At 71.6% G+C, this 20,945-nt stretch carries 20 protein-coding genes; 7 read left to right on the top strand and 13 right to left on the bottom strand.

Translation table 11 applies throughout. From position 1 onward, the window contains the following. Positions 1-91: 91 nt before the first annotated feature. The 6 genes from AB0N02_RS42380 to AB0N02_RS42405 form a co-directional block, all read right to left on the bottom strand. Entirely contained in the window at positions 92-1,129 is a 1,038-nt protein-coding gene (locus AB0N02_RS42380; RefSeq protein ID WP_363959523.1) for a LuxR C-terminal-related transcriptional regulator, read from the bottom strand. A 264-nt stretch (positions 1,130-1,393) separates the two neighbouring features. Continuing rightward, positions 1,394-1,909 carry a flavin reductase family protein gene (locus tag AB0N02_RS42385; protein ID WP_363959526.1) on the bottom strand — a complete coding sequence of 172 codons (516 nt, stop codon included), beginning with the start codon at positions 1,907-1,909 and terminating at the stop codon, positions 1,394-1,396. Beyond that, positions 1,906-3,117, bottom strand: coding sequence for an acyl-CoA dehydrogenase family protein (locus tag AB0N02_RS42390; protein WP_363959529.1), 1,212 nt, complete (start codon positions 3,115-3,117; stop codon positions 1,906-1,908). Before AB0N02_RS42390 ends, AB0N02_RS42385 begins: the two co-directional genes overlap by 4 nt. A 39-nt stretch (positions 3,118-3,156) precedes the next feature. After that, the gene (locus tag AB0N02_RS42395) at positions 3,157-4,656 is read right to left on the bottom strand and encodes an aldehyde dehydrogenase family protein (RefSeq protein WP_363959532.1); all 1,500 of its coding nucleotides are present in this window, start codon (positions 4,654-4,656) and stop codon (positions 3,157-3,159) included. A 1-nt stretch (position 4,657) separates the two neighbouring features. Beyond that, entirely contained in the window at positions 4,658-5,050 is a 393-nt protein-coding gene (locus tag AB0N02_RS42400) for a nuclear transport factor 2 family protein (RefSeq protein ID WP_363959535.1), read from the bottom strand. A gap of 128 nt (positions 5,051-5,178) precedes the next feature. Beyond that, positions 5,179-5,427 carry a VOC family protein gene (locus AB0N02_RS42405; protein WP_363959538.1) on the bottom strand — a complete coding sequence of 83 codons (249 nt, stop codon included), beginning with the start codon at positions 5,425-5,427 and terminating at the stop codon, positions 5,179-5,181. A 148-nt stretch (positions 5,428-5,575) separates the two neighbouring features. Here AB0N02_RS42405 and AB0N02_RS42410 point away from each other — a divergent pair, with 148 nt between their 5' ends. Then, the gene (locus tag AB0N02_RS42410) at positions 5,576-6,427 is read left to right on the top strand and encodes an NAD(P)H-binding protein (RefSeq protein ID WP_363959540.1); all 852 of its coding nucleotides are present in this window, start codon (positions 5,576-5,578) and stop codon (positions 6,425-6,427) included. Between the two features lies 1 nt (position 6,428). Here AB0N02_RS42410 and AB0N02_RS42415 read toward each other — a convergent pair whose 3' ends face one another. Then, a complete protein-coding gene (locus AB0N02_RS42415; RefSeq protein WP_363959543.1) occupies positions 6,429-6,569 on the bottom strand; it encodes a hypothetical protein in 141 nt (46 codons plus the stop codon). A 72-nt stretch (positions 6,570-6,641) separates the two neighbouring features. After that, entirely contained in the window at positions 6,642-7,643 is a 1,002-nt protein-coding gene (locus tag AB0N02_RS42420; protein WP_363959545.1) for a YafY family protein, read from the bottom strand. 56 nt (positions 7,644-7,699) lie between these two features. On the opposite strand from AB0N02_RS42420, the gene AB0N02_RS42425 reads away from it, so the two are divergent. The 3 genes from AB0N02_RS42425 (at position 7,700) to AB0N02_RS42435 (ending at position 10,136) form a co-directional block, all read left to right on the top strand. Beyond that, the gene (locus tag AB0N02_RS42425; protein WP_363959548.1) at positions 7,700-8,458 is read left to right on the top strand and encodes a DeoR/GlpR family DNA-binding transcription regulator; all 759 of its coding nucleotides are present in this window, start codon (positions 7,700-7,702) and stop codon (positions 8,456-8,458) included. Between the two features lie 63 nt (positions 8,459-8,521). Continuing rightward, a complete protein-coding gene (locus AB0N02_RS42430; RefSeq protein WP_363959551.1) occupies positions 8,522-9,682 on the top strand; it encodes an MFS transporter in 1,161 nt (386 codons plus the stop codon). Between the two features lie 166 nt (positions 9,683-9,848). Continuing rightward, positions 9,849-10,136 (top strand): Fe-S cluster assembly protein HesB, encoded by a 288-nt coding sequence (locus tag AB0N02_RS42435; RefSeq protein WP_363959554.1) that lies wholly within the window; start codon positions 9,849-9,851, stop codon positions 10,134-10,136. Positions 10,137-10,292: 156 nt separating this feature from the next. Here the strand turns inward: AB0N02_RS42435 and AB0N02_RS42440 are convergent, their stop codons facing one another. From AB0N02_RS42440 to AB0N02_RS42450, 3 genes are all read right to left on the bottom strand, one after another. After that, positions 10,293-11,474, bottom strand: a complete 1,182-nt coding sequence (locus AB0N02_RS42440) for a zinc-dependent alcohol dehydrogenase (RefSeq protein ID WP_363959556.1) — start codon at positions 11,472-11,474, stop codon at positions 10,293-10,295. Positions 11,475-11,773: 299 nt separating this feature from the next. Further along, the gene (locus AB0N02_RS42445) at positions 11,774-14,092 is read right to left on the bottom strand and encodes a phosphoketolase family protein (RefSeq protein ID WP_363959559.1); all 2,319 of its coding nucleotides are present in this window, start codon (positions 14,090-14,092) and stop codon (positions 11,774-11,776) included. A gap of 426 nt (positions 14,093-14,518) precedes the next feature. Beyond that, on the bottom strand, positions 14,519-15,382 hold the full coding sequence (locus AB0N02_RS42450) for a carbohydrate-binding protein (protein ID WP_363959562.1): 864 nt from the start codon (positions 15,380-15,382) through the stop codon (positions 14,519-14,521). Positions 15,383-15,879: 497 nt separating this feature from the next. On the opposite strand from AB0N02_RS42450, the gene AB0N02_RS42455 reads away from it, so the two are divergent. The 3 genes from AB0N02_RS42455 to AB0N02_RS42465 all read left to right on the top strand — a co-directional run bounded on the left by AB0N02_RS42455 (position 15,880) and on the right by AB0N02_RS42465 (position 19,477). Next, positions 15,880-16,656, top strand: a complete 777-nt coding sequence (locus AB0N02_RS42455; protein WP_363959565.1) for a GNAT family N-acetyltransferase — start codon at positions 15,880-15,882, stop codon at positions 16,654-16,656. Between the two features lie 752 nt (positions 16,657-17,408). Continuing rightward, positions 17,409-18,287, top strand: a complete 879-nt coding sequence (locus tag AB0N02_RS42460; RefSeq protein WP_363959568.1) for an SAM-dependent methyltransferase — start codon at positions 17,409-17,411, stop codon at positions 18,285-18,287. Further along, positions 18,284-19,477, top strand: coding sequence for an FAD-dependent monooxygenase (locus AB0N02_RS42465; RefSeq protein WP_363959571.1), 1,194 nt, complete (start codon positions 18,284-18,286; stop codon positions 19,475-19,477). The genes AB0N02_RS42460 and AB0N02_RS42465 overlap by 4 nt, the downstream gene beginning before the upstream one ends. 100 nt (positions 19,478-19,577) lie before the next feature. Here AB0N02_RS42465 and AB0N02_RS42470 read toward each other — a convergent pair whose 3' ends face one another. Both AB0N02_RS42470 and AB0N02_RS42475 read right to left on the bottom strand, forming a co-directional pair. Further along, positions 19,578-19,862 carry a DUF427 domain-containing protein gene (locus AB0N02_RS42470; RefSeq protein ID WP_363959574.1) on the bottom strand — a complete coding sequence of 95 codons (285 nt, stop codon included), beginning with the start codon at positions 19,860-19,862 and terminating at the stop codon, positions 19,578-19,580. Between the two features lie 56 nt (positions 19,863-19,918). Next, positions 19,919-20,827 carry a hypothetical protein gene (locus AB0N02_RS42475; protein WP_363959577.1) on the bottom strand — a complete coding sequence of 303 codons (909 nt, stop codon included), beginning with the start codon at positions 20,825-20,827 and terminating at the stop codon, positions 19,919-19,921. Between the last annotated feature and the right edge of the window lie 118 nt (positions 20,828-20,945).

Raw genomic sequence — 20,945 nt, forward strand, 5'->3', positions numbered from 1 at the left:
GCGGACGCCCCCTGAGGCCTCATGACGGCGGCGCCCCCTTTGAGGGAGGGCGCCGCCGGTGTGAGGAAGGCTCTCGGATCCGAGACAGGGGTCACAGCAGCAGCCGGTCGAGCAGTTCCGCGCGCGTGTGCACGCCGAGTTTCGCGTAGATCGACTTGAGATGGTGCTTGACCGTGTGCTGGCTGATGAACAGATCGGCTGCGATCTCGCCGTCCCGGCGGCCGGTGAGCGCACGCGTGGCGATCTCGATCTCGCGCGGGGTGAGCAGCGCCAGGCGGGTCGGCGAGATCGCGCGCGACGCCTCGTTCCGCGCGGCGATGACCGACATGATCACGTCCGGCTGGCTCGGCAGCCGCTGTGAGGTGATCGTGAGCCGCAGTCCGGCCCCCTGGCCGCCGTCGGAACTCCAGGAGGCCACCGCTCCCTCGTCGTCGCAGTCGAGCAGCCGTTCGACCTCCGGGCGGGCCTCCCCGAGCCGGTCGAACAGGGCGGCCGCGGGCGCGTTGAGGTGACGCCGCGCCAGCCCCAGGTCGGTCAGCACCACCGGGGTGCCGCACCGGTCCAGCGCCTCGGCCAGCTGGGTGCGCTCGCGCTCGACCGAGCCGCGCTCACGTACCGCGGACACGGCGATGCCGAGCACCGTGGCCGCCATGTGGGCCGCGACGCGGTCCTCCTCGGTGAACTCCGGCTGGCCGTCCCGCCGGGCCAGGTTCAGCGTGCCGGCCACCTCGTCGCCGACGACGAACGGGGCGCACAGTACCCGCGCCATGGCGTGGGGGGCGAACACGTCGTTCACGACCGGGAGTCTCAGCCACTCCTCCCGCGGCATCAGTGAGTCGCTGTCACAGACCCTGCGCTCGCGCAGGGCGTTCTGGACGACGGGATCTCGGTCGCGGCCGTGACGTTCGTAACTGCGCACGTAGTAGTTGCCCAGGCCCCGCACCTCCGCGGCGGCGGGGCGCCCGGTGGCGTGATCGTGCACGTAGACGCCGGCGGCGAAGGAGGCGAGGCGGCTCGGCGCCTCGTCGAGGAAGCGGTTCAGCAGTCGTTCGACGGAGGGTGAGGTGACCAGTTCGGCGACGATCGTGGGCGGCAACGACCGGACCGGATCAATGAGGGGATTCCCCATGACGTGCTCCACTCTGGATGCGCTCGGCCGGGCAGTCCCGCACCGAGGCGTCCGCCCAGACTAGCTCCGCCCCCACCCTCCAGGAAGACGGCGCCGGACGCCAACCGCCGGGTCCGCTGAGCGGACCCGGCGCAGGTCGGACCGGTGGCGGTACCCGGGCGGGGCGTCGTTCGCGTCGGCCGGTTCCCGCCTGATGACGGCTCCGAAGCGCCGGCGGCCCACCCGCTTGCGCGAGCGGGCGGGCCGCCGGCCGGCACGGAGCCGTCATCCGGTCAGGCGTCCGCGGACGAAGAGCAACGGTTCACGACTCGGATCGGAGGCCAGCGAGACCACGCGCCCGATCAGCATCCAGTGCGAGTTGTTGCGCAGCGTCCCGGCGAGCTCGCACTCGAACCGCGCCGTGGTCCCGGTCAGCAGCGGAGCCCCGACCGCGCCGGGGACGTGGTCCACGTGCGCGAACTTGTCGGGATCCTTCGAGGCGAACAACCGGGCCGTGGACGCCTGGTCGGAGGCGAGCACGTTCACCGCGAACACTCCGGACCGTTCGATCGCCGACCACGTGCGAGACGTCGCCGCCAGGCAGACCAGCACCTGGGGCGGTTCCAGGGTGAGGGAGGTGAAGGCGTTGACGGTGCTGCCGTACGGCTTCCCGTCCGCGGCCGTGGTGACGACCACGACCCCGGTGGGGAACTGGGCGCACGCCGACCGGAAGGCGTCGGGGGCGGGCATCGGCATCGGCGTCGGCTCCAGGAACGGCTCACACGAGGTGGTCGGGGTCATGACGCCGTGCGCAGTGCCGGTGCCTGGCCCGGATCGAGCCCCATCGAGATCAGACCGGCCATCTCCGCGCACGCCAGCGCGTTGGGCGGCATGATCGGACCGGTCATGGCGTCACGCAGCATCAGCTCGTAGCCCCGCGCACGCATCAGCGAGCTGAGCCCACCGGCGGTGGTGCCGAGCGTGGAGATCGTGTGGATCACCGTGCCGACCATCAGCTTCGCCCGCAGGAACGCGGCGCAGGTCTGCAGGCTCGGCCCGCTGTTCTCGTCGGCCTCCCACGCCGCGTGGTACATCATCAGCCGGGCCGCCTCGACCTGGGCGGCGATGTGTCCCATCGCGCTGCTGATCGTCGGGTGGTAACCCATCGGCTGGGCATGGCCCTTGGCCGTACGGGTCCCCAGGGCGCCCTGCAGCCACTCCGCCATCCCCTCGGCGACGCCCAGGTAGCAGCCCGTGTATCCGCCCCAGGCGATGTGCGCCTGAGCCACGATCCAGTTGCCCAGGAAGTCGTCGAACTCGCACAGGATCAGTTCGTCGGGCACGAACGCACCGGTGATCCGCACCTGGTTGCTGCGGGTCGAACGCATGCCCAGGGTGTCCCAGTCGTCGGTGACCGTGATCGCGCCGTCCTGGCGTGTCGGCATCAGGAAGCCGACCACGTGGGTCGGGTCGTCCGCCCACTCCGGGTGGGCGAACATGAAGGCGTAGTCACTGGCCTCCCACAGGGACGCGAACATCTTCGTGCCGCTGATCTCGAGGCCGCCGGGCACCCGGCGCGCCGAGAGGGTCGGCATGTAGGTGGCCGGCAGCAGGCTCGACGCGGACGGCTCGGAGAGCGGCGCGCAGATCAGCGCGCCGTCCCGCACCACCAGGTCGGCGACCCGCTTCTTCACGTCGGCCGGTACGGCGTCGAGTGTGGCGATGATCCGTGTCGCCACGTAGTGCATGTTGAAGCCCAGCGCGGTCGAGGCGTCGCCCTTGGCGAGCGCCTCGACGGTGGCGAGCCACTGGGTGGTCCGGGCCCCCAGACCGCCGAGGTCGCGCGGGAGCGCGACGCCGTACAGCCCGGCCTCGCGCAGCTTCGCGAAGTTCTCCGTGGCGATGCTGCGGTCACGGTCGTGTTCCCGGGCGTGGGGGGCGAACTCGGCGGCGAGCCGAGCGCCCAGCTCGGCCAGCTGCCGGCTGTGTTCGTCGAGTTCGAAGTGCATGATGCCTGTCTCTTCCTGGTCGTCGGGGTACTGGTGCCCTCAGGTCCACATCGGAGGGCGCGCGGTGTCGAGGCTGGCGTGGACGACTTTGGTCGCGGTGTACTCGAGGAGGGTCGCGGTGGCTCCCTCTCGGCCGAAACCGCTGGCCTTGATGCCGCCCTGCGGCTGGCCGAGCGGTGTCGCGAACCAGGTGTTGACCCAGACCATCCCGGAGTCGAGACGGTCCGCGAGCCGGTACGCCTGGGCGAGGTCGGCGCTCCACACCCCGTTGGCCAGCCCGAACGCGACCCGGTTGACCCGTTCGACCACCTCGTCCTCGGAGGTCCACGCCTCGACGGTGAGAACGGGGCCGAAGAACTCCTCGCACGAGGCGCTGGTCGTCCCGCCGGGGGAGGCCAGGACGGTGGGGCGATAGTAGCTGCCGCCGGCCAGCTCCCCGGGCATCTCGGGCACGTGCCCGCCGGCCCGGAGTTCGGCTCCCTCGGCCAGCGCGGCCTGGACCCGTGCGGCGACCGCGTCGCGGTGCTGGGCCGTCACCAGCGGGCCGAGCTGGGTCGCCGGGTCGAGGGCGTCGCCGACGACGATCGCGTCGGCGCGTGCGGTGACCCGCTCCAGCAGCTCGTCGTACCGGTCGCGGTGCACCATGAGCCGTGAGGAGGCGAAGCACACCTCGCCGTTGGCGGCGAAGATGCCGGTGAGCACGTCCTCGGTCACGGTGTCCAGGTCGGCGTCCGGGCACACCACCATGGCCCCCTTCCCGCCCAGTTCCATGAGGGCGGGGACCAGCCGGTCCGAGACGTCGCCGAGGATGCGGCGCCCGGTCTGGGTGCCCCCGGTGAAGCTCACCTTGTCGACGCCCGGGTGCGACACCAGCGCGCGCCCGGCGTCGTGACCGAACCCGGTGACGACGTTGACGACGCCGGGCGGGAACAGGTCCTGTACGAGCCGGACGAACTCGACCGTGCTGACCGAGGCGAGTTCGGACGGCTTCACCACGACTGTGTTGCCCGCCGCCAGGGCGGGCGCCAGCTTGTGCGCGACCGAGATCAGCGGCGAGTTCCACGGGACGATCGCGGCGACGACGCCGATCGGACGCTGCGTGGTGGAGACGTGGGCGCCCGGCCCGCAGGGCAGGGTCCGCCCGTGCAGGTCACGGACGACGCCGGAGAAGAAGCGGAAGATCTCCGCGGCCGTCGGCACGTCGATCAGCCCGCCCTCACGGACGGCCCGGCCGTTCTCGGTGGCGAGCAGGGCCGGCCACCGCCCCGCGTCCTGGGTCAGCCGCTCGGCCACGGCCCACAGCAGGGCCTGCCGGGTGTCGAGCGAGGTCTGCCGCCAGGTCTCGAACGCGCTCCGGGCGGCCGTGACCGCGCGGTCCACGTCGTCGGCCGTACCCTCCGCGATCTGCGCCCAGACACGGCCGGTGCTGGGGTCGACGGCGGGGAACGACCGGCCGGCCGGGATCTCCCGGCCGCCGATGAGCAGGGGCTGAGGCGCGCTCAGCGTGAGCCGCTCGGTCACGGCTTCGGTCGCGGTCACCTCAGAAGCCGATGTGCTGGGAGTGGAACGGGTTGTCGATGCGGATGCGCCACGTGCCGTCGGCCTGACGGCAGAAGACGTTGCTGTCCACGGCGCCCATCTCGATCGGCTCCCCGTCCGGCCCGGTCCCGACCAGGTGCCACCTGAGCGCGACCAGGGCGACGTCGCCCGCCTCGACCCGGTGCAGCTCCTCGACCGTCAGGTGGGGCTTGGTGTCGATGAACTGCTGGAGCGCCTCCCGCAGGGCGGGCAGCCCGCGGACGGGCTCCGTTCCCGGCGCGGTCTGGAAGACGGTGTTCTCGTCCCAGCAGGACACTGCCAGGTCGAGGTCGCCGGCGTTCATCGCCTCGACGAACAACTCGTTGAGTTCGGTGACGCTGTTGTGCGAACCCATGGTCGCTCCTCACGGTGGAAGGGGGGAATTTCCTTCACCGTAGGATTCGGCCGCGGGCGGCCACATCCCACCGGAACGGGGTTCCACCGGCATCCCCCGGGCGGGGGATGCCGGTCCCAGGCGAGGCGCTACCGGTCCGCGCGGGGGTGCCCCCGATAGGTGCCGAACGACCGGCGGTTGCCCTCGGGGTCGAGGACCGTGAAGTCGCGTGATCCGTAGTCGGTGTCGTACGGCTCTCGAACCGGCCGCGCCCCCGCGGCGGACGCCCTGGCGAAGAGCTCGTCGGGGGTGTCGGTGACGACGTAGGCGCCGAAGGAGCCGGGAGCCGACGCGTCTGCATCCGCAGGGCGCCGGGGATGCGGGGATGCGGGGATCACCCTACCCGCCCGCCGTCGGGCACCGGAGGACACCGGCGAGCAAGGCTCCGAGCGGCGGTACCGGCGCGGAGCGCCCGCGGAAAACCTGTTGGGCGGACTGGACCTCCCCGATAGGTTCGGTCATCCCTCCCGCCACCTGGAGAACCCCGTGATCGTGATATCCGCCGCGACCGGCGCCCTCGGACGCCTGGTCATCGGCCACCTGCTCGCCCGGGCGCCGCGCGAACCGATCGTGGCCGCCGTACGCGATCCCGTCGCCGCCGCCGATCTCGCGGCGCGCGGGGTCGAGGTGCGCCGCGGCGACTACGACGACCCGGGAAGCCTGCGCGAGGCGTTCGACGGCGCCCGCAGGCTGCTGCTGATCTCCTCCCCGGAGCTGGACCCGGGCCGCCGCGTCTCGCAGCACCTGGCCGCCGTCGAGGCGGCCGTGAGCGCGGGTGTCGGTGCCGTCGCCTACACCAGTTTCCTGGGCGCGGACACCTCGGGCGAGGGCGTCACCGAGGCTCATCACGCCACCGAGAAGGCCATCGCCGGCAGCGGCCTGCCGTACATCGTGCTGCGGAACCCCTACTACAGCGAGGCGTTCCTCAACCCCGCGCTCCGCTCCGCCGTGGCCGCGGGCGAGCTGGTCGACGTCACCGGCGGGCGTGGCCTCAACACCGCCTTCAGGACCGACCTGGCCGAGGCCGCGGCCAACGCGCTGACCGGTGAGGGACATCTGGGGCGCGGCTACGACCTGACCGGCCCGCTGTGGACCTACCCCCGGCTCGCCCGGGCCCTCACCGAGATCTCCGGCACCGCGGTCGCCTACCGCGAGGGACCGGACGAGAGCGCCGGTCCCCTGCGCTGGCTCAACGCCCAGGTGCGGGCGGGCGCGCTGGAGGCCCAGAGCGGCGACCTCGAGCGGCTGCTCGGCCGTCCCGCGACCTCCGTGCCGCAGGCGCTGGCCGGTGTTCTCGGGGATTTCGCCGGATCCAGGCCAGACGCCTTTACATTGTAAATCAACCGAGGAAGTCAAGGCCGATCAGCAGCATGCCGGACCCCCGTCCCGCGCGCAGGGTCTGTCTCAGGATCACCGCGGTGCCGGCGCCGGGGATCATGGCGACCAGGAAGCACGAGCCGATGAAGGCGAGGAGGAACATCTCGTCATCGTGCCCGGCGCCCCCGGCCCCGGCAATCGATCAACCGGTGTGGCGGAACGGCCGGGACCGCTCTCACCCTCCCGCGTGGCCCCGATCGAGGGGGGTGCCGTACAGCCCGGAGAGCTCCGCGGCCGTGGCGGCCATCAGGTCGCGCAGCTCGGGCGGTTCCAGGACCTCGACGTCGGCGCCCAGGCGCAGCAGCAGCCACTGCGCGTGCCTGGTCGACTCCGTCGGCAGGCGCACCACGGTCCAGCCGTGCTCGTCGGGCGGCCCCGCCTCGGCCAGGGCCGCGTCGAGGATCTCCGCCCCCACGGCGTAACGGAGCATCCCCTCCGCGCCGGGCGCCACCCGCACCAGGGCCTCGCCGGTGTGCATCCGCGCCCGGAAGCCCGCCGCGTACTCCTCCCAGTAGGCGGCCAGGTCGAAGTCGCCGGGCCGTTCGAAGCGTCCGTCGAGAAGCTCGGCGGCCGAGATCCGTGAGACCCGGTAGGTGCGCGGCGCTCCACCGTCCGCGGCGGCCACGAGGTACCAGGTCCCGCCCTTGAGAACCAGGCCGTAGGGGTGCGCCAGGCGTTCGACCTCACGCGGCCCCCAGCGGCGGTAGGTCATGCGCATCGGACGCTGCTCCCACACCGCCTCGGCGACGTCGCCGAGGAAGGGGATCTCGTCGGCCTCGCGGTACCACCCGGGAACGTCCAGGTGGAAGCGCTCGCGCATCCGGGCGGCGTGGGAGCGCGGTTCCGGCGGCAGCGCGGCGAGCAGCTTCAGCTCGGCGTTGGCCACCACCTCCCCCAGCCCCAGCTCGGCGGCCGGACCGGGCAGGCCCGCGAGGAACAGCGAGGACGCCTCCTCGGAGGTCAGGCCGTTCAGGCGGGTGCGGTAGCCGTCCAGCAGCCGGTATCCCCCCGCGGGCCCCCGGTCGGCGTACACCGGGACGCCCGCGGACGACAGGGCCTCGACGTCCCGGTAGACCGTGCGGATCGACACCTCCAGCTCCGCCGCCAGCTCCGGGGCCGTCATCCGCCCCCGGGTCTGCAGGAGCAGCAGCAGTGACAGCAGACGACTCGCACGCATAGCGGTCATTGTCCCGCATATTGCCAAACTAACATCAATCATGTTCATATGAACATATGGAGGGTTCTGATCGAATACGGGCGATCATGTCCGCGCTGCGCGTCAGCGACGCCGTCTCGGTGGCGGAGCTCGCCGTCGAGCACGCGGTCTCGGAGATGACCATCCGCCGCGATCTCGACGAGCTGGCCCGGCAGGGCGTGGTGAGAAGGGTGCGCGGCGGCGCGGTGAGCCTGCTGCTGCGCGGGGAGGAACCCCCGTTCGGGGTCCGCGAACGCGAGGCGGTCGAGGCGAAACGCCGGATCGCCGCCGAGGTCTCGGCGCTGCTCGCCGACGGCGAGGCGGTGCTGCTCGACGGCGGCACCACCGGCCTGGAGATCGCCAGGGCGATCCACGACCGCCGCATGACGGTCCTGCCGCTCTCCCTGCAGTCCGCCCACGAGCTCGGCACGGCCCCGCGGATCCGCCTCGTGCTCCCCGGCGGCGAGGTCCGTCCCGGAGAGCTCAGCCTCATCGGCCCGATGACCGAGAACGCGATCCGGTCCCTGCGCTTCGACACCGCGATCATCGGCTGCTGCGGTCTGTCCGCCGAGCACGGGATCACCAGCCACGACCTGGCCGACGTCGCCGTCAAACAGGCGGCGATCGCCTCGGCCAGGCGCGTCATCGCCGCCGCCGACTCCGGCAAGTTCGCCCGTACCGCCTTCGGTGCCGTCTGCCCCGTCGACCGCCTCGACATGGTCGTCACCGACACCGCGATCCCCCAGGCCGAGCACGACGCCCTCACGGCGGCGGGCGTCGTCGTCCGCACGGTCTGAAACACACCGTCCGACCCCGCCCTCCCAGCACATCGCGGGCGTGTCATCCGACTGGAGGCCCCCATGCACGTCACCGCCTCGGGGAGACCGGCGCTCGTCCGCGGCCGGGTCGCGGTCTGCCTGCTCTTCCTGCTCTCCGGCGTCGCGATCGGCACCTGGACGGCGCGGATCCCGTCGATCAAGCAGGAGCTGGAGCTGGGCGACGGCCGGCTCAGCCTCGCGCTGCTCGGCATCGCGGCCGGAGCTCTCACCGGCATGCAGGTGGTCGGCCGGCTGATCGACCGCCACGGCAGCGTCAGGGTGATGCTGCCGATGGCGTTCGCGCAGAGCGCGGTCCTGGTCCTTCCCGCCTACATGCCGAACCTGGCGGGACTGGCGCTGGCCCTGTTCGCCTTCGGCGCGGTGCACGGCACGCTCGACGTGGCGATGAACGCCAACGCCGTCGAGGTAGAACAGGCCGCGGGCAGACCGCTCATGTCCTCCTTCCACGCGGTGTTCAGCGTCGGCGGTTTCCTCGGCGCCGCCGCGGGCGGGCTGTTCGCGCACGCCGGGTTCACCCCCGCCGCCACCTTTCTCGTCGTGGCGGCCGTCATCGCGATCCTGGCGCTGTGGGCCGCCCGCTGGGCGTTCGGCGGGGGCGCGGCCCGCGAGCGGGAGAGCGGTCCGGCCGGCGCCTCCCCCGGCTCCCGCGGCCTGCTGCTGCTGGGCGTGCTCGGCGGCTGCTGCGCGATCGGCGAAGGGGCTGCGGCGGACTGGAGCTCGGTCTATCTGCGCGACGATCTCGGCAGTTCCGCCGGATTCGCCGCGGCGGCCTACGCCGCGTTCTCGGTGACGATGACCGCGGGCCGCCTGGCCGGAGACCGGCTGGCGGCCCGGCTGGGACCGGTGACGCTGGTGCGCGGCTGCGGCGCGCTGGCCGCGGCCGGTTTCGGGATCGCGCTGCTGGCCGGTCACCCCGTGGCGGCGGTCGCCGGCTTCGGCTGCTTCGGCGCGGGCCTGTCCTGCATCGTCCCGCAGGTCTTCTCCGCGGCGGGGCGCCTCGACCCGGCCAGGACTGGACAGGCGCTGGCCCGGGTGGCGAGCCTGTCCTACGCGGGCTTTCTCTGCGGCCCGGTGTTGATCGGCGGCATCGCCGAAGTGGTCGGCCTGCCGCGCGCGTTGTTCGTCCCCGTCCTGCTGGCCGCCTTCGTGGCGGTGGCCGCCCGCGCGCTGCGCCCCCGATGACCCGTCCCGCGGATCCGTCCGGCGGGCCCGGCCGCGTGGCCCCGGTTCCGGCGGGTACGGAAAGCGGTTCCGGCGGGTGCGGGAAATATCAGAGGGGAGCACGATTGGGCGGGTCCTGAGCGGGCAAGGGCGAAGAATCCAACCCTGATCCCGACAAGGAGTCACAATGCTCACATTGACGGACACCGCTGCTCAAGTGATCCGGGATCTCAGTTCCCAGGTGGCGGACTCGGCCGACCCCGGCGTCCGCATCTCGTCGCAACCCGACGGTACGGGCTCGCTGCTGCTGTCGGTTGTGCCCGGCCCGGAGACGAACGACAAGGTGGTCGAGGCGGAGGGGGCGCGGATCTTCCTGGATCAGGCGGCCGCCGACATGCTCGACGACAAGGCCCTGGACGCCGACATCGACGAGGGAGGAGCGGTGGCGTTCCTCGTCACCGAGCAGCACCCCTGAGAACCACCGACAGAACCACCGACAGAGCCGCCATCAGAGCCTCCGTGGGAGCCGCCGATGGAGGCGTGAACCTCCGTCCGGGCCCCGGCCGTCAACGGCCGGGGCCCGTCTCCCGCTCCGGGCCGGGGCGCGGTCCCCGTGCCCGGACACGTGGTTCTACGGGGTGAGCAGGACCTTGACGGCCCCGTCCTGCTTCTTCTGGAAGATCTCGTAACCGTGCGGGGCCTGGTCCAGCGGGAGCCGGTGGGTCGCCAGGTCCATGACCCCGAGGGGGTCGGAGTCGTCGGTGACCAGCGGCATCAGGTCGCCGATCCACCTCTTGACGTGGGCCTGCCCCATCCGCAGCGTGATGCCCTTGTCGAACATCCTCAGCATCGGCAGCGGGTCCGTCATGCCGCCGTACACGCCGATGACGGAGATCGTGCCGCCGCGCCGTACCGTCTCGATGGACTGCTGCAGGGCCGCCAGCCGGTCGACGCCCGCGGCGGACATCAGCGGGGCGGCGATCATGTCCGGCAGGACGCCGGTGACGGTCTGGGCGAACTTGGCGACCGGTGAGCCGTGCGCCTCCATGCCGACCGCGTCGATGACCGAGTCGGGACCCCGCCCGCCGGTCAGCTCCCGGACCGCCTCCGGCACGTTGTGGGTCACCGAGGCGTCCAGCACCTCCGCGCCGTGCCTGCGCGCCATGGCGAGCCGCTCCTGGATGCCGTCGACGCCGATCACCCGGTAGCCCAGGTGCTTGGCGATCCTGGCGGCCATCTGGCCGATCGGTCCCAGGCCGAAGATCGCGATGGTTCCGCCGTCGGGGACGTCGGCGTACCGGACCGCCTGCCAGGCGGTCGGCAGCACGTCCGACAGGTAGACGAACCTCTCGTCCGGCGGCCCCTCCGGGACCTTGATCGGACCGAACTGGGCCTGCGGAACCCTGAGATACTCGGCCTGGGCTCCCGGCACCTCGCCGTACAGCTTGGTGTAGCCGAACAGGGCGGCGCCCATGCCGTGGTCGCGGACCTGGGTGGTCTCGCACTGGGCGAACAGCTGCAACCCGCACATGTGGCAGTGCCCACAGGCGATGTTGAACGGGATGACGACCCGGTCTCCCGGTTTGATGTGGGTGACCTCCGCGCCGACCTCCTCGACGACGCCCATCGGCTCGTGGCCGAGGATGTCGCCCTCGGCGATGAAGGGACCGAGGACCTCGTAGAGATGCAGGTCGGAGCCGCAGATCGCGGTGGTGGTCAGCCTGACGATCGCGTCGGTCGGCTCCTTGATCGCGGGATCCTGAACCTCCTCGACCCGTACGTCGCGTTTGCCGTGCCAGGTGAGAGCCTTCATGGTCTTCTCCTGTCCGGGTGACGGGAACGATCCGGACGCCTTGCCGACGCCGGGACGGGCCCGCGCCGCACCGGGGCGGGCCCGCCGGGTACCGCACGCATGCGTGGGTCCGTGCACCCGGGCAGGACCTCCTCGGTGTGGAAGCCGAACCCGGCCGTCCTCATCCCCTAGGTCGTGAGCTGCACAGACGTCCTCCATACCCATCTTGACTGGCTCAAACGGCGACGGTCCGTACCGGGGGCCTCGTTCCGGTCTCCGGCGCGGCCCCCCGCCCTCCCTGCGGGGCCGAGGTCGGTCGTTCAGCAGGGCCAGGTCCAGTCGCGGATCCCGGGAACGTCCTCACCGAACTCCCGCGTGTACGCCCGCGCCCGCAACCGCGCGTCCACCATCTCCTGCCGCACCCCCGCCGCCCGCACCGCCAGCCCCGGAACCCGGTCGATCACGTCCATCACCAGGTGGAAGCGGTCGATGTCGTTGAGCATCGCCATGTCGAACGGCGTGGTCGTCGTCCCCTCCTCCTTGTAACCCCGCACGTGGATGTTGTCGTGACCGTGGCGCCGGTAGGTCAGCCGGTGGATCAGCCACGGGTAACCGTGGAAGTTGAAGATCACCGGCTTGCCGGTGGTGAACAACGCGTCGAACTCCGCGTCCGCCATCCCGTGCGGGTGCTCGGTGGGCGGCTGCAGCCGCATCAGGTCCACCACGTTGACGACGCGGACCTTCAGCTCGGGCAGGTGTTCGCGCAGCAGCGCGGCCGCGGCCAGCGTCTCCAGCGTCGGCACGTCCCCCGCGCAGGCCAGCACCACATCCGGCTCGCCCTCGCCGGTCTCGGTTCCGGCCCACGGCAGGATGCCCAGCCCCCGGGTGCAGTGCGCGATCGCCTCGTCCATGGTGAACAGATCCAGCACCGGCTGTTTGCCGGCCACGATCACGTTCACGTAGTCGCGCGAGCGCAGGCAGTGATCGGCCGTCGACAGCAGCGTGTTGGCGTCCGGCGGCAGATACACCCGCACCACCTCGGCCTTCTTGTTGACCACCACGTCCAGGAAACCCGGGTCCTGGTGGGAGAAGCCGTTGTGGTCCTGACGCCACACGTGCGACGACAGCAGGTAGTTCAGCGAGGCCACCGGGCGCCGCCAGGCGATCTTCTTCGACGCCTCCAGCCACTTGGCGTGCTGGTTGAACATCGCATCCACAATGTGGATGAAGGCCTCGTAGCAGTTGAACAGCCCGTGCCGGCCGGTCAGCAGATACCCCTCCAGCCACCCCTGGCACAGATGCTCACTGAGCACCTCCATCACCCGCCCACCCCGGGCCAGATGCTCATCGACCGGCAAGACCTCGGCGTTCCACGCCCGATCGGTGACCTCGAACACCGCCGACAACCGATTCGACGCCGTCTCGTCCGGCCCCAGCAGCCGGAACGTCTCCGGATTGGCCGCGATCACATCCCGCAGCCACACCCCCAGCACCCGGGTCGGCTCCGACGACTCGCCCGCCGGGGCCTTCACCTGCACCGCGTACTCCCGGAAGTCCGGCAGCGCCAACGGCTTCAGCAGCGACCCGCCGTTGGCGTGCGGATTGGCGCTCATCCGCCGCGGCCCCGCCGGAACCGTCGCGGTGATCTCCGGCACCGGCCGCCCGGCGGCGTCGAACAACTCCCGCGGCCGGTACGACTCCATCCACCCGGCCAGCATCGCCCGGTGCTCGGCGTTGTCGCGCACCCCCGCCAGCGGCACCTGATGAGCCCGCCAGGTGCCCTCCACCGCCACCCCGTCCACCACCTTCGGGCCCGTCCACCCCTTCGGCGTCCGCAGCACGATCATCGGCAGGCGGCCGTCCCTGCCGGCCTTGTAGTCGGCGATCTCGTCGAAGACGGTATCCAGGGTCTCGGCCATCAAAGGGTGCATCACCGCCGGATCGTCCCCGGCCACCGCATGCACCCGGTACCCGTAGCCCTCCAGGAGCTTGACCAGCTCGGCCTCGGGGATGCGGGCCAGAACCGTGGGGTTGGCGATCTTGTAGCCGTTCAGGTGCAGGATCGGCAGCACCACCCCGTCCCGGACCGGATCCAGGAACTTGTTCGAGTGCCAGGAGGCGGCCAGCGGCCCCGTCTCGGCCTCCCCGTCCCCCACCACACACGCCACCACCAGGTGAGGGTTGTCGAACGCCGCCCCGAACGCGTGCGCCAGGCTGTAGCCCAGCTCACCGCCCTCGTGAATCGAACCGGGCGTCTCGGGCGCCACATGACTGGGCACCCCGCCGGGAAAGGAGAACTGCCGGAACAACCGCCGCATCCCCACCGCGTCCCGGCTGACGTGCGGGTAGGTCTCGCTGTAGGACCCCTCCAGCCAGGCGTGCGCCACCGCCGCCGGCCCGCCGTGCCCCGGACCCGCCACGTACATCATGTCCTGATCACGCTCGGCGATGACCCGGTTCAGATGCACGAAACAGAAGTTCAGGCCCGGCGTCGTGCCCCAGTGCCCCAGCAGCCTCGGCTTGATGTGCTCCGGAGCCAGCGGCTCACTCAGCAGCGGATTGTCCAGCAGGTAGATCTGCCCCACCGACAGATAGTTCGCCGCCCGCCAGTACATGTCGATGCGCGTGAGTTCATCCATACCTCCGACAGTTCCTCGGCAGAGAGGTTCGAACCGTCTGAGGGGCCACGCGTCTCACCCGGCGCACGAACGACACGGGGAACCGCACGTAAGCGGCATGAAAGCGGCACAGACCGGCCCGGTGTCATACCGGCGCCCGACGTCTCCGTCGGCGTATATGACACCGGCCCCTGCCCGCCGGTCCGTCTCCTCGCCCGGCCACCGGGATGAGCGGCCCGGCCACCGGGATGAGCACGCGCGGATCGCGGATGAGCGTCCGCGGGGCACGATGGCGGCGAGGTTCCGTACGGCGAAGCAGGGGCCGGTGTCGCGGCGGGGCGGCGTGCCGCCCCGCGTTCCGGTCCGCGTGGCACCGGCCCCACGGTGCGCAGACCGGAGCTTCCGGCACCCGCGGTCAGCGGATGCCGGTGCCGAAGGGCAGGCGCGTCAGATGCGCTGCCACAGAGCGGGGACGTTCGGCGGCTCCCAGCCGGGGTAGGCCGTGTGCGCCTGGACGCACCGGTAGTTGGAGCCACCGTAGGAGACGACGTCACCGGCCTTGTAGCTCGTACCCGCCGCCCAGGTGCCACCGGGGTTCGAGGTGGGCGTGTTGGTCGGCGTGTTCGTGGGGGTGACGGTGGGGGTCGGCGTCGGCGTGCCGGTGAAGTTGAGCACGAAGTCGTACGTCCCCTCCCTTCCGGAACCGACCGTCTTGACGTTCATCAGCAGACGCGAGTCGTAGATCGTGTCGCTGCTGTTGCGCGGCTCACCCGGGAAGTACAGCTGGGTGGTCAGGATTCCCTTGCCGGGGGCCTGCACCTTCACGTGGATGTGCCGGGTACGGCCGGGGTACAGGCCGGGCACGATCGTGGTCAGCTTGTAGAAACCCTGGGCGTTGGTGAACTGGTGCCCGCGGAAGGTGAAGCCGCTGTTGTCGTAGTTACCGGCGTTGTCGGCCTGCCAGAAGTCCATCAGCGCGTTGGCGACCGGCTGGCACGAGCGGTTGAACACGTAACCGCTCACGGTCAGCGCGGTGCCGGAGCCGGGCAGCGTGTCACGCAGCGGAGAGCCGGGCTTGAAGTACGGCCCCTCCGTCTGAGCGATCGTCGCGGGGTCGCTGCTGCCACAGAACGGCGTGGGGTCGAGCAGCTTGCCCTCCTGCCGCGCGTCACGGGCCAGGGCGGGGACCTGGCCCATGAGCAGCGGGATCGGGGCGCCTATGATGGCGGCCTTCAGCAGCGTCTTGCGGCTGATGCCCCTGGCGTCATTCTCTTCGTCGAATTCCTCGACGGGGGTGTTCTCGGCGTCCACAATGGCCTCCTTGGCCTTCGGGGGGTCGTGCCCGGCCGGCCCTGTCGATCGCGTCCGGTGTCGACGGGGCCGGCGAAAGCCGGCGCTGTGCGACGCCGTTGCGGGCGACCGGTTCCGAACCTGGCAGCCTGGACTGGACCAAAGCTGACACCGAGCGAGGGTGGGTTTGTACCCTACAGTTTTCTATAACTTCACAATATGGGCAGCTTTTTAGTAACGTCCCAGGTAAGGCCGGTATGCTGATGATTTTCATCTCGCCGGCCTCCCTTTCCCCGCAATGGGAATGCCCCAAAACGGGTGACCGTAATACGGTCATTGTCCGGTCCGCCCCCGGTGTGACAGCCGCTACCCTGGCCTGTGCCACCCGGGCCGACCAGGGCCGGTCCAGCCGTAACGCGCCGCGGACCGTCCTGCCCGGCCCCGCGCCCGCTCCGCGTGGGAACGGAGGAGCGGGTGGTGGAGCGGACGGCTGATGGGACGGGGGATCGTACGAAGTGATGGCCGTCGAAGCGGCGCACCGGCAGGAGCCGCCCCCGTCGATCCGGCAGATCGAACGGCGGGCCGCCGCCGCGTGGCCCGCGTCGATCACCGAGGAGTGCGGAGGCTGGCTGCTCCGGCACAGTCCGGGCGTGGGCCGGCAGCGCTGCAACTCCGCGCTGCCGCCGGTTCCGTACGTCGGCGGCGTCGAGCGGGTCGAGCGCTTCTACGGCGAACGCGACATGCCGACACGGATTCAGGTCAGCCCGGCGGAGTACCACGGTGAGTTGGACGCCTCCCTGGCCTCCCGGGGTTACCGGCGCACCGGTGAAACCTCCGTTCTCACGGCCGCGACCGAGGACGTCGCCGCGGCGGCGTCCGTCCGGGCGGCGGCGTCCGTCCAGGTCGGCCTGACCGGGACCCCCGGCCCCTGGCTCGGCGTCTTCGCCGAGCTGGACGGTCACGACGACAGCGCGGCCGTGGGCGAGGAGGTCCTCTCCCGCATCGCCTCCCCCGCCGCCTTCCTGAGCGTCGTCCTCGACGGCCGGCCCCGCGGAATGGGACTGTTCGTGGCCGAGCGTGGGTGGGCGGGCGTCTTCTGCATGGCGACCGCCCCGGGGGAGCGGCGCCGGGGCGTGGCGACCGCCGTGCTCGGAGCCGGCGCCCGCTGGGCGCGCGACCAGGGGGCCGCGCGGCTGTACCTCCAGGTGGAGAGGGACAACGAGGCCGCCGTCCGGCTCTACACCCGGGCGGGTTTCACCCACTCGCACACCTACCACTACCGGATCCGGCCCTGAACGGTCTTCGGCGCGGTCCCGCCCCCTCCGCCGCAGAGGCCCCGGGCGGATCCGGCTCAGGGAGTGTCCCGCCGAAAGACGGTCCGGAACCATCGGAGAGACGGTTTCCATACGGCCCCCGGCCGGATGTTGACGGTCCCCGGTGACCGGATTATCTTTTCTTTAAGGAAAGTTTCCTATACATAAATGCGCTGGTCTGCGACGTAGACCTCACCGGCGCCGTCTCCCGACGGGGAACGACGGACTCCGGCGCGCACACGGTGCCGATCCCGTTCCGTCACGGCCCGGATCCTCGTCACGCCCCCGACCGCCGAAGGCCGCAACCCCGGTGCGGACCCGATGGAAGGCAGGTCCCCCACGACGTCCGCCGACAGCTCAGGAATCACGCACGAGTGCCGGAAGACGAGGCACCACCGCCCGCGCCGCCCCGGTACCGGCGAACGCCGTACGCACGTTCCACAGAGATCACGTCATGACCGAAGTCGGCTCCACCCCCCTCCGGGCTCCGGGGCTCGCGGGAAGCGCCTCCCCCACCCGCGTGTCCCGGTCCCGGATCGTCGATATCCGGGCCGAGGCGCACCGACGTCCCGGCCCCGTTCCTCCCCGTACGGCCGTGCCGCCGCCTGCGGTGGGCACGGCCGTACTCCCGGCCCGAACAGCCCGGAAAAGGGAAGCCCGTCTCCCGCCGGAAACGACACCCGAGAACGGACGGTGGGTCCGTATATGCCTCCCTACGTAGAGGACTGCCCAGTATGATCAACGCGCTGGCCTTCGTCGACGGAGGAGTCGCGGTGACGGAGTTGGAACGTGTCCCCCCGGGGGTCGATCCGAGCGTGCCCAGTTCCGCTCGCGTCTACGACTACCTCCTGGGGGGAAAGGACAACCTCGCGGTCGACCGTGCCTTCGCCGAACGGCTGCTGACGGTGGCCCCCGACGCCCGTCCGGCCGCCAGGGCCAACCGTGACTTCCTGATCAGAGCCGTCCGGCTCCTGGCAAAACTGGGCGTCCGGCAGTTCATCGAACTGGGCACCGGCATGCCGACCGCCCCCAGCGTGCACCAGGTCGCGCACGAGGCCGATCCGACGGCCCCGGTGGTGTACGTCGACCACGACCCCGTCGTGAGCCTGCACGCCGAGGTGCTGCTGGCCGGTGACAAGCACGTGGCGAGCGTCCTGGCGGACATCCGCAGGCCCGGCGCAGTCCTGGACGACCCCGAGGTCGTCCGGCTGATCGACTTCTCCCAGCCGGTCGGCCTGCTGATGGCCGGGGTGCTGCACTTCGTCACCGACGACGAGGACCCCGCGGGCATCGTCGCCGCGTTCGCCCGCAGGATGGCGGAGGGCAGCCACCTGGTGATCTCCCACCTGATGGCCGACAGCATCCCCGAGGTACGCACCCAGCTGGCGGTCGCGACGACCGGCACCCCCGTCCAGAGCACCTTCCGCACGCATGACGAGGTGCTCGCGCTGTTCGACGGGTTCGAGCTGCTGGAGCCGGGCCTGGTGCCCGTGCGTAACTGGCACAACGACGAGTTACCGCTGTTCTTCGACGACGGGCCCGCGCGTTTCAGGATCGACGGCGCCGTCGGCCGCCTGGTACGGCCGGAGCGGGCGGAAGGGAACGACGCGTGAGAGTCGCCATCATCGGCGGAGGCCTCGGCGGCCTGGCCACCGCGCTGCTGCTGAGACAGGCGGGCATCGAGGCCGTCGTCTACGAGCAGGCCGCCGAGCTGCGGGAGGTCGGAGCCGGCATCATCGTCGCCCCCAACATGGTCCGCCCCCTGACGCGGGCCGGTCTCGGCGATCGGCTGGCCGACTTCGCCGTACGGCTGGAGGCCGCCTGGGAGCTGCGGCGCTGGCAGGACGGGCGGGTGCTGTTCTCCCAGCGGATGGGGGCCGAGTGCCGTCGTCTCTACGGCGTCGACTGCTACGTCGCGCACCGGGCCGACCTGCTCGCCATGCTGGTGGAGGCGCTGCCGCCGGACGCCGTGCGGCTGAACCGGCGGCTGACCGGGCTGCGGCAGGACGAGCGGGAGGTCGAGCTGACCTTCGCCGGCGGCCAGGAGGGTGCGCAGGAGAGCACGGTGCTCGCGGACGTGGTCGTCGGCGCCGACGGGATCCACTCCACCGTGCGGCCCTCGATCGTGACCGAGGCCCCGCCGCGCTTCTCCGGCCTGTGCGCCTACCGGTGCCTGGTCCCGGCCGACGAGGCGCCCGAGCTGATGGTCCGGCCGGTGCAGACGATCTGGCTGGGGCCCGGCAGGCACTTCGTGCACTATCCGATCAGCGGGGGGCGGCTGGTCAACGTCGTCGCGATCGTGCCCTCCGAGGACTGGCGGCTCGAGTCGTGGACGGCCGACGGGCGGCTCGAGGACCTGGCCCGGGAGTTCGAGACCTGGGACCCGGTGCTCGGGCGGCTGATCGGCGCCGCGGCCGGGACCAAACGCTGGGCCCTGTACGACCGCAGTCCCCTGGAGCGCTGGACCGACGGCCGGATCACCCTGCTCGGGGACGCCGCCCACGCGATGCTGCCCTTCCTCGGGCAGGGGGCCTGCCAGGCGATCGAGGACGCGTCGGTCCTGGCGCGGTGCCTGGAGGAGGCCACGCCCCGCACCGCGGCTGCCGCGCTGCTGCGCTACGAGGAGATCCGCCGGCCCAGGGCGTCCCAGGTCCAGCTGATGAGCCGGGGCCGCGAGGTGCAGAACCATCTGCCGGACGGCCCCGCCCAGCGTGAGCGCGACGCGGCCTTCGCCGACGGCGACCCGCTCACGCAGAACGCCTGGCTGTACGGCCATGAGGTCGAGGCCGACCTGGTCGGCTGATCGGCCGCCCGCCGGGCCGCCCGGGGAACGCTCCCCGGGCGGGGACGGTGGTCGTGGCCGCCGGTGCGCGGGGGCGGCCCGGCGGCCGCCCCCGGCCGGTTCAGCCGGTGACCTCGACGCCCTTCCAGAAGGCCACCCGTCCCTTGATCTGGGCCGCCTCCGGTTCAGGGTCCGCGTAGTACCAGACGGCGTCGGGGTTGTCCTCGCCCCCGACGTGCAGCGTGTAGTAGTTCGCCGTCCCCTTCCAGTGGCAGGACGTGGTCGTCTCGGACGGCCTCAGGTATCGGGAGGGGACCGAGTCGATCGGGAAGTAGTGGTTGCCCTCCACGATCACGGTGTCGTCGCTTTCCGCGATGACCTCGCCTTTCCAGCGCGCAGTAGCCATGGGCCAAGGCTCGCACGGCGCGGCGCCGGTGACCAACCGCCCGCCTGCTCTCCCCGTCACACGGGGCCGGCGGACCGGAACAGGTCCAGCAGTTCGTCACCCCTGCGGGTGCGGACGATCCACACCTCGCGTCCCCGCCGTTCGCGTCTGACCAGCCCGGCCGCGACCAGCCGTTCGCAGTGGTAGGTGATCGCGCTGGGCACCATCCCCGCCCCGGCCGCCAGCGCGCTCATCGTCATCGGCCGTCCCAGGGAGTGCAGCAGCGCCGCGCGGACCGGCCCCACCAGCGCCGACAGCTCGTCGCTCGCCCGCACTCCCGATCCCCGCCACAGGGCCTCGGCCCCCGGCACCGGGTAGGCGATCCACACCACATCCGGATGGTCCAGGTTCACGATCACGGCGTCGCGCCCGGCCAGCATCGGGACCAGGATCATACGGCGGTCGCCGAGGTCGTACCGGCTCGCCTCCAGGTCGCCGATCAGCAACCCGTCCTCGCCGTACCTGATCCGCTCGCTCAGCGAGCTCAGCAGCACGTCCAGGCCGCCTCGGACCACCGCCGTCCCGACGCGTTCGACCTCCCGGTCGAGCAGCGGCCCGGCCCGCTCCCACAGCGGGCCGACCGTCCCCCACACGTCCTCCAGCGCCGAGGCGTACCCGGCGAGCCATCGCCGCGGCCGGTCCGCCGCGGGGCGCCAGTGCTCCGGCACCCGATCATCGCCGAACGCCTGCTCGAGGTCGGCGATCAGGCGCTCCTCGGGCACCTCGCGCAGCATGGCCACCTGCGACTCCACCGAGACGTCCCCGATCGGAGCCTGCGGCACCACGCTGTCGGGCACGACCGAGTAGCCCCTGGCCCCCAGCGGGCGGACGGCCTCCCTGCCCGGGACGCTCACCGCCTCCCGCACCACGTTCCGCCACGGTTCCGGCAGCCCCCGCCGCCGTCCGGCCAGCGCATCCGCTATCACGGCCAGCGCCGTCAGATTCGGCGATATCGAGACCGACACCTTCGGCGCGGAGGAAATCCGTAGTTCACTCCATACTCGTGCGTCCGCACTTGTTGCCCCCATCACCGGAACTTTAATA

The sequence above is a fragment of the Streptosporangium sp. NPDC051022 genome (assembly GCF_040683035.1).
GTDB lineage: Bacteria > Actinomycetota > Actinomycetes > Streptosporangiales > Streptosporangiaceae > Streptosporangium.

Coding starts and splice junctions, on each gene's coding strand:
- AB0N02_RS42380 (WP_363959523.1), bottom strand. CDS start 1,129: ATGGGGAATCCCCTCATTGATCCGGTCCGGTCGTTGCCGCCCACGATC.
- AB0N02_RS42385 (WP_363959526.1), bottom strand. CDS start 1,909: ATGACCCCGACCACCTCGTGTGAGCCGTTCCTGGAGCCGACGCCGATG.
- AB0N02_RS42390 (WP_363959529.1), bottom strand. CDS start 3,117: ATGCACTTCGAACTCGACGAACACAGCCGGCAGCTGGCCGAGCTGGGC.
- AB0N02_RS42400 (WP_363959535.1), bottom strand. CDS start 5,050: ATGGGTTCGCACAACAGCGTCACCGAACTCAACGAGTTGTTCGTCGAG.
- AB0N02_RS42415 (WP_363959543.1), bottom strand. CDS start 6,569: ATGTTCCTCCTCGCCTTCATCGGCTCGTGCTTCCTGGTCGCCATGATC.
- AB0N02_RS42420 (WP_363959545.1), bottom strand. CDS start 7,643: ATGCGTGCGAGTCGTCTGCTGTCACTGCTGCTGCTCCTGCAGACCCGG.
- AB0N02_RS42425 (WP_363959548.1), top strand. CDS start 7,700: ATGGAGGGTTCTGATCGAATACGGGCGATCATGTCCGCGCTGCGCGTC.
- AB0N02_RS42430 (WP_363959551.1), top strand. CDS start 8,522: ATGCACGTCACCGCCTCGGGGAGACCGGCGCTCGTCCGCGGCCGGGTC.
- AB0N02_RS42435 (WP_363959554.1), top strand. CDS start 9,849: ATGCTCACATTGACGGACACCGCTGCTCAAGTGATCCGGGATCTCAGT.
- AB0N02_RS42440 (WP_363959556.1), bottom strand. CDS start 11,474: ATGAAGGCTCTCACCTGGCACGGCAAACGCGACGTACGGGTCGAGGAG.
- AB0N02_RS42445 (WP_363959559.1), bottom strand. CDS start 14,092: ATGGATGAACTCACGCGCATCGACATGTACTGGCGGGCGGCGAACTAT.
- AB0N02_RS42455 (WP_363959565.1), top strand. CDS start 15,880: ATGGCCGTCGAAGCGGCGCACCGGCAGGAGCCGCCCCCGTCGATCCGG.
- AB0N02_RS42460 (WP_363959568.1), top strand. CDS start 17,409: ATGATCAACGCGCTGGCCTTCGTCGACGGAGGAGTCGCGGTGACGGAG.
- AB0N02_RS42470 (WP_363959574.1), bottom strand. CDS start 19,862: ATGGCTACTGCGCGCTGGAAAGGCGAGGTCATCGCGGAAAGCGACGAC.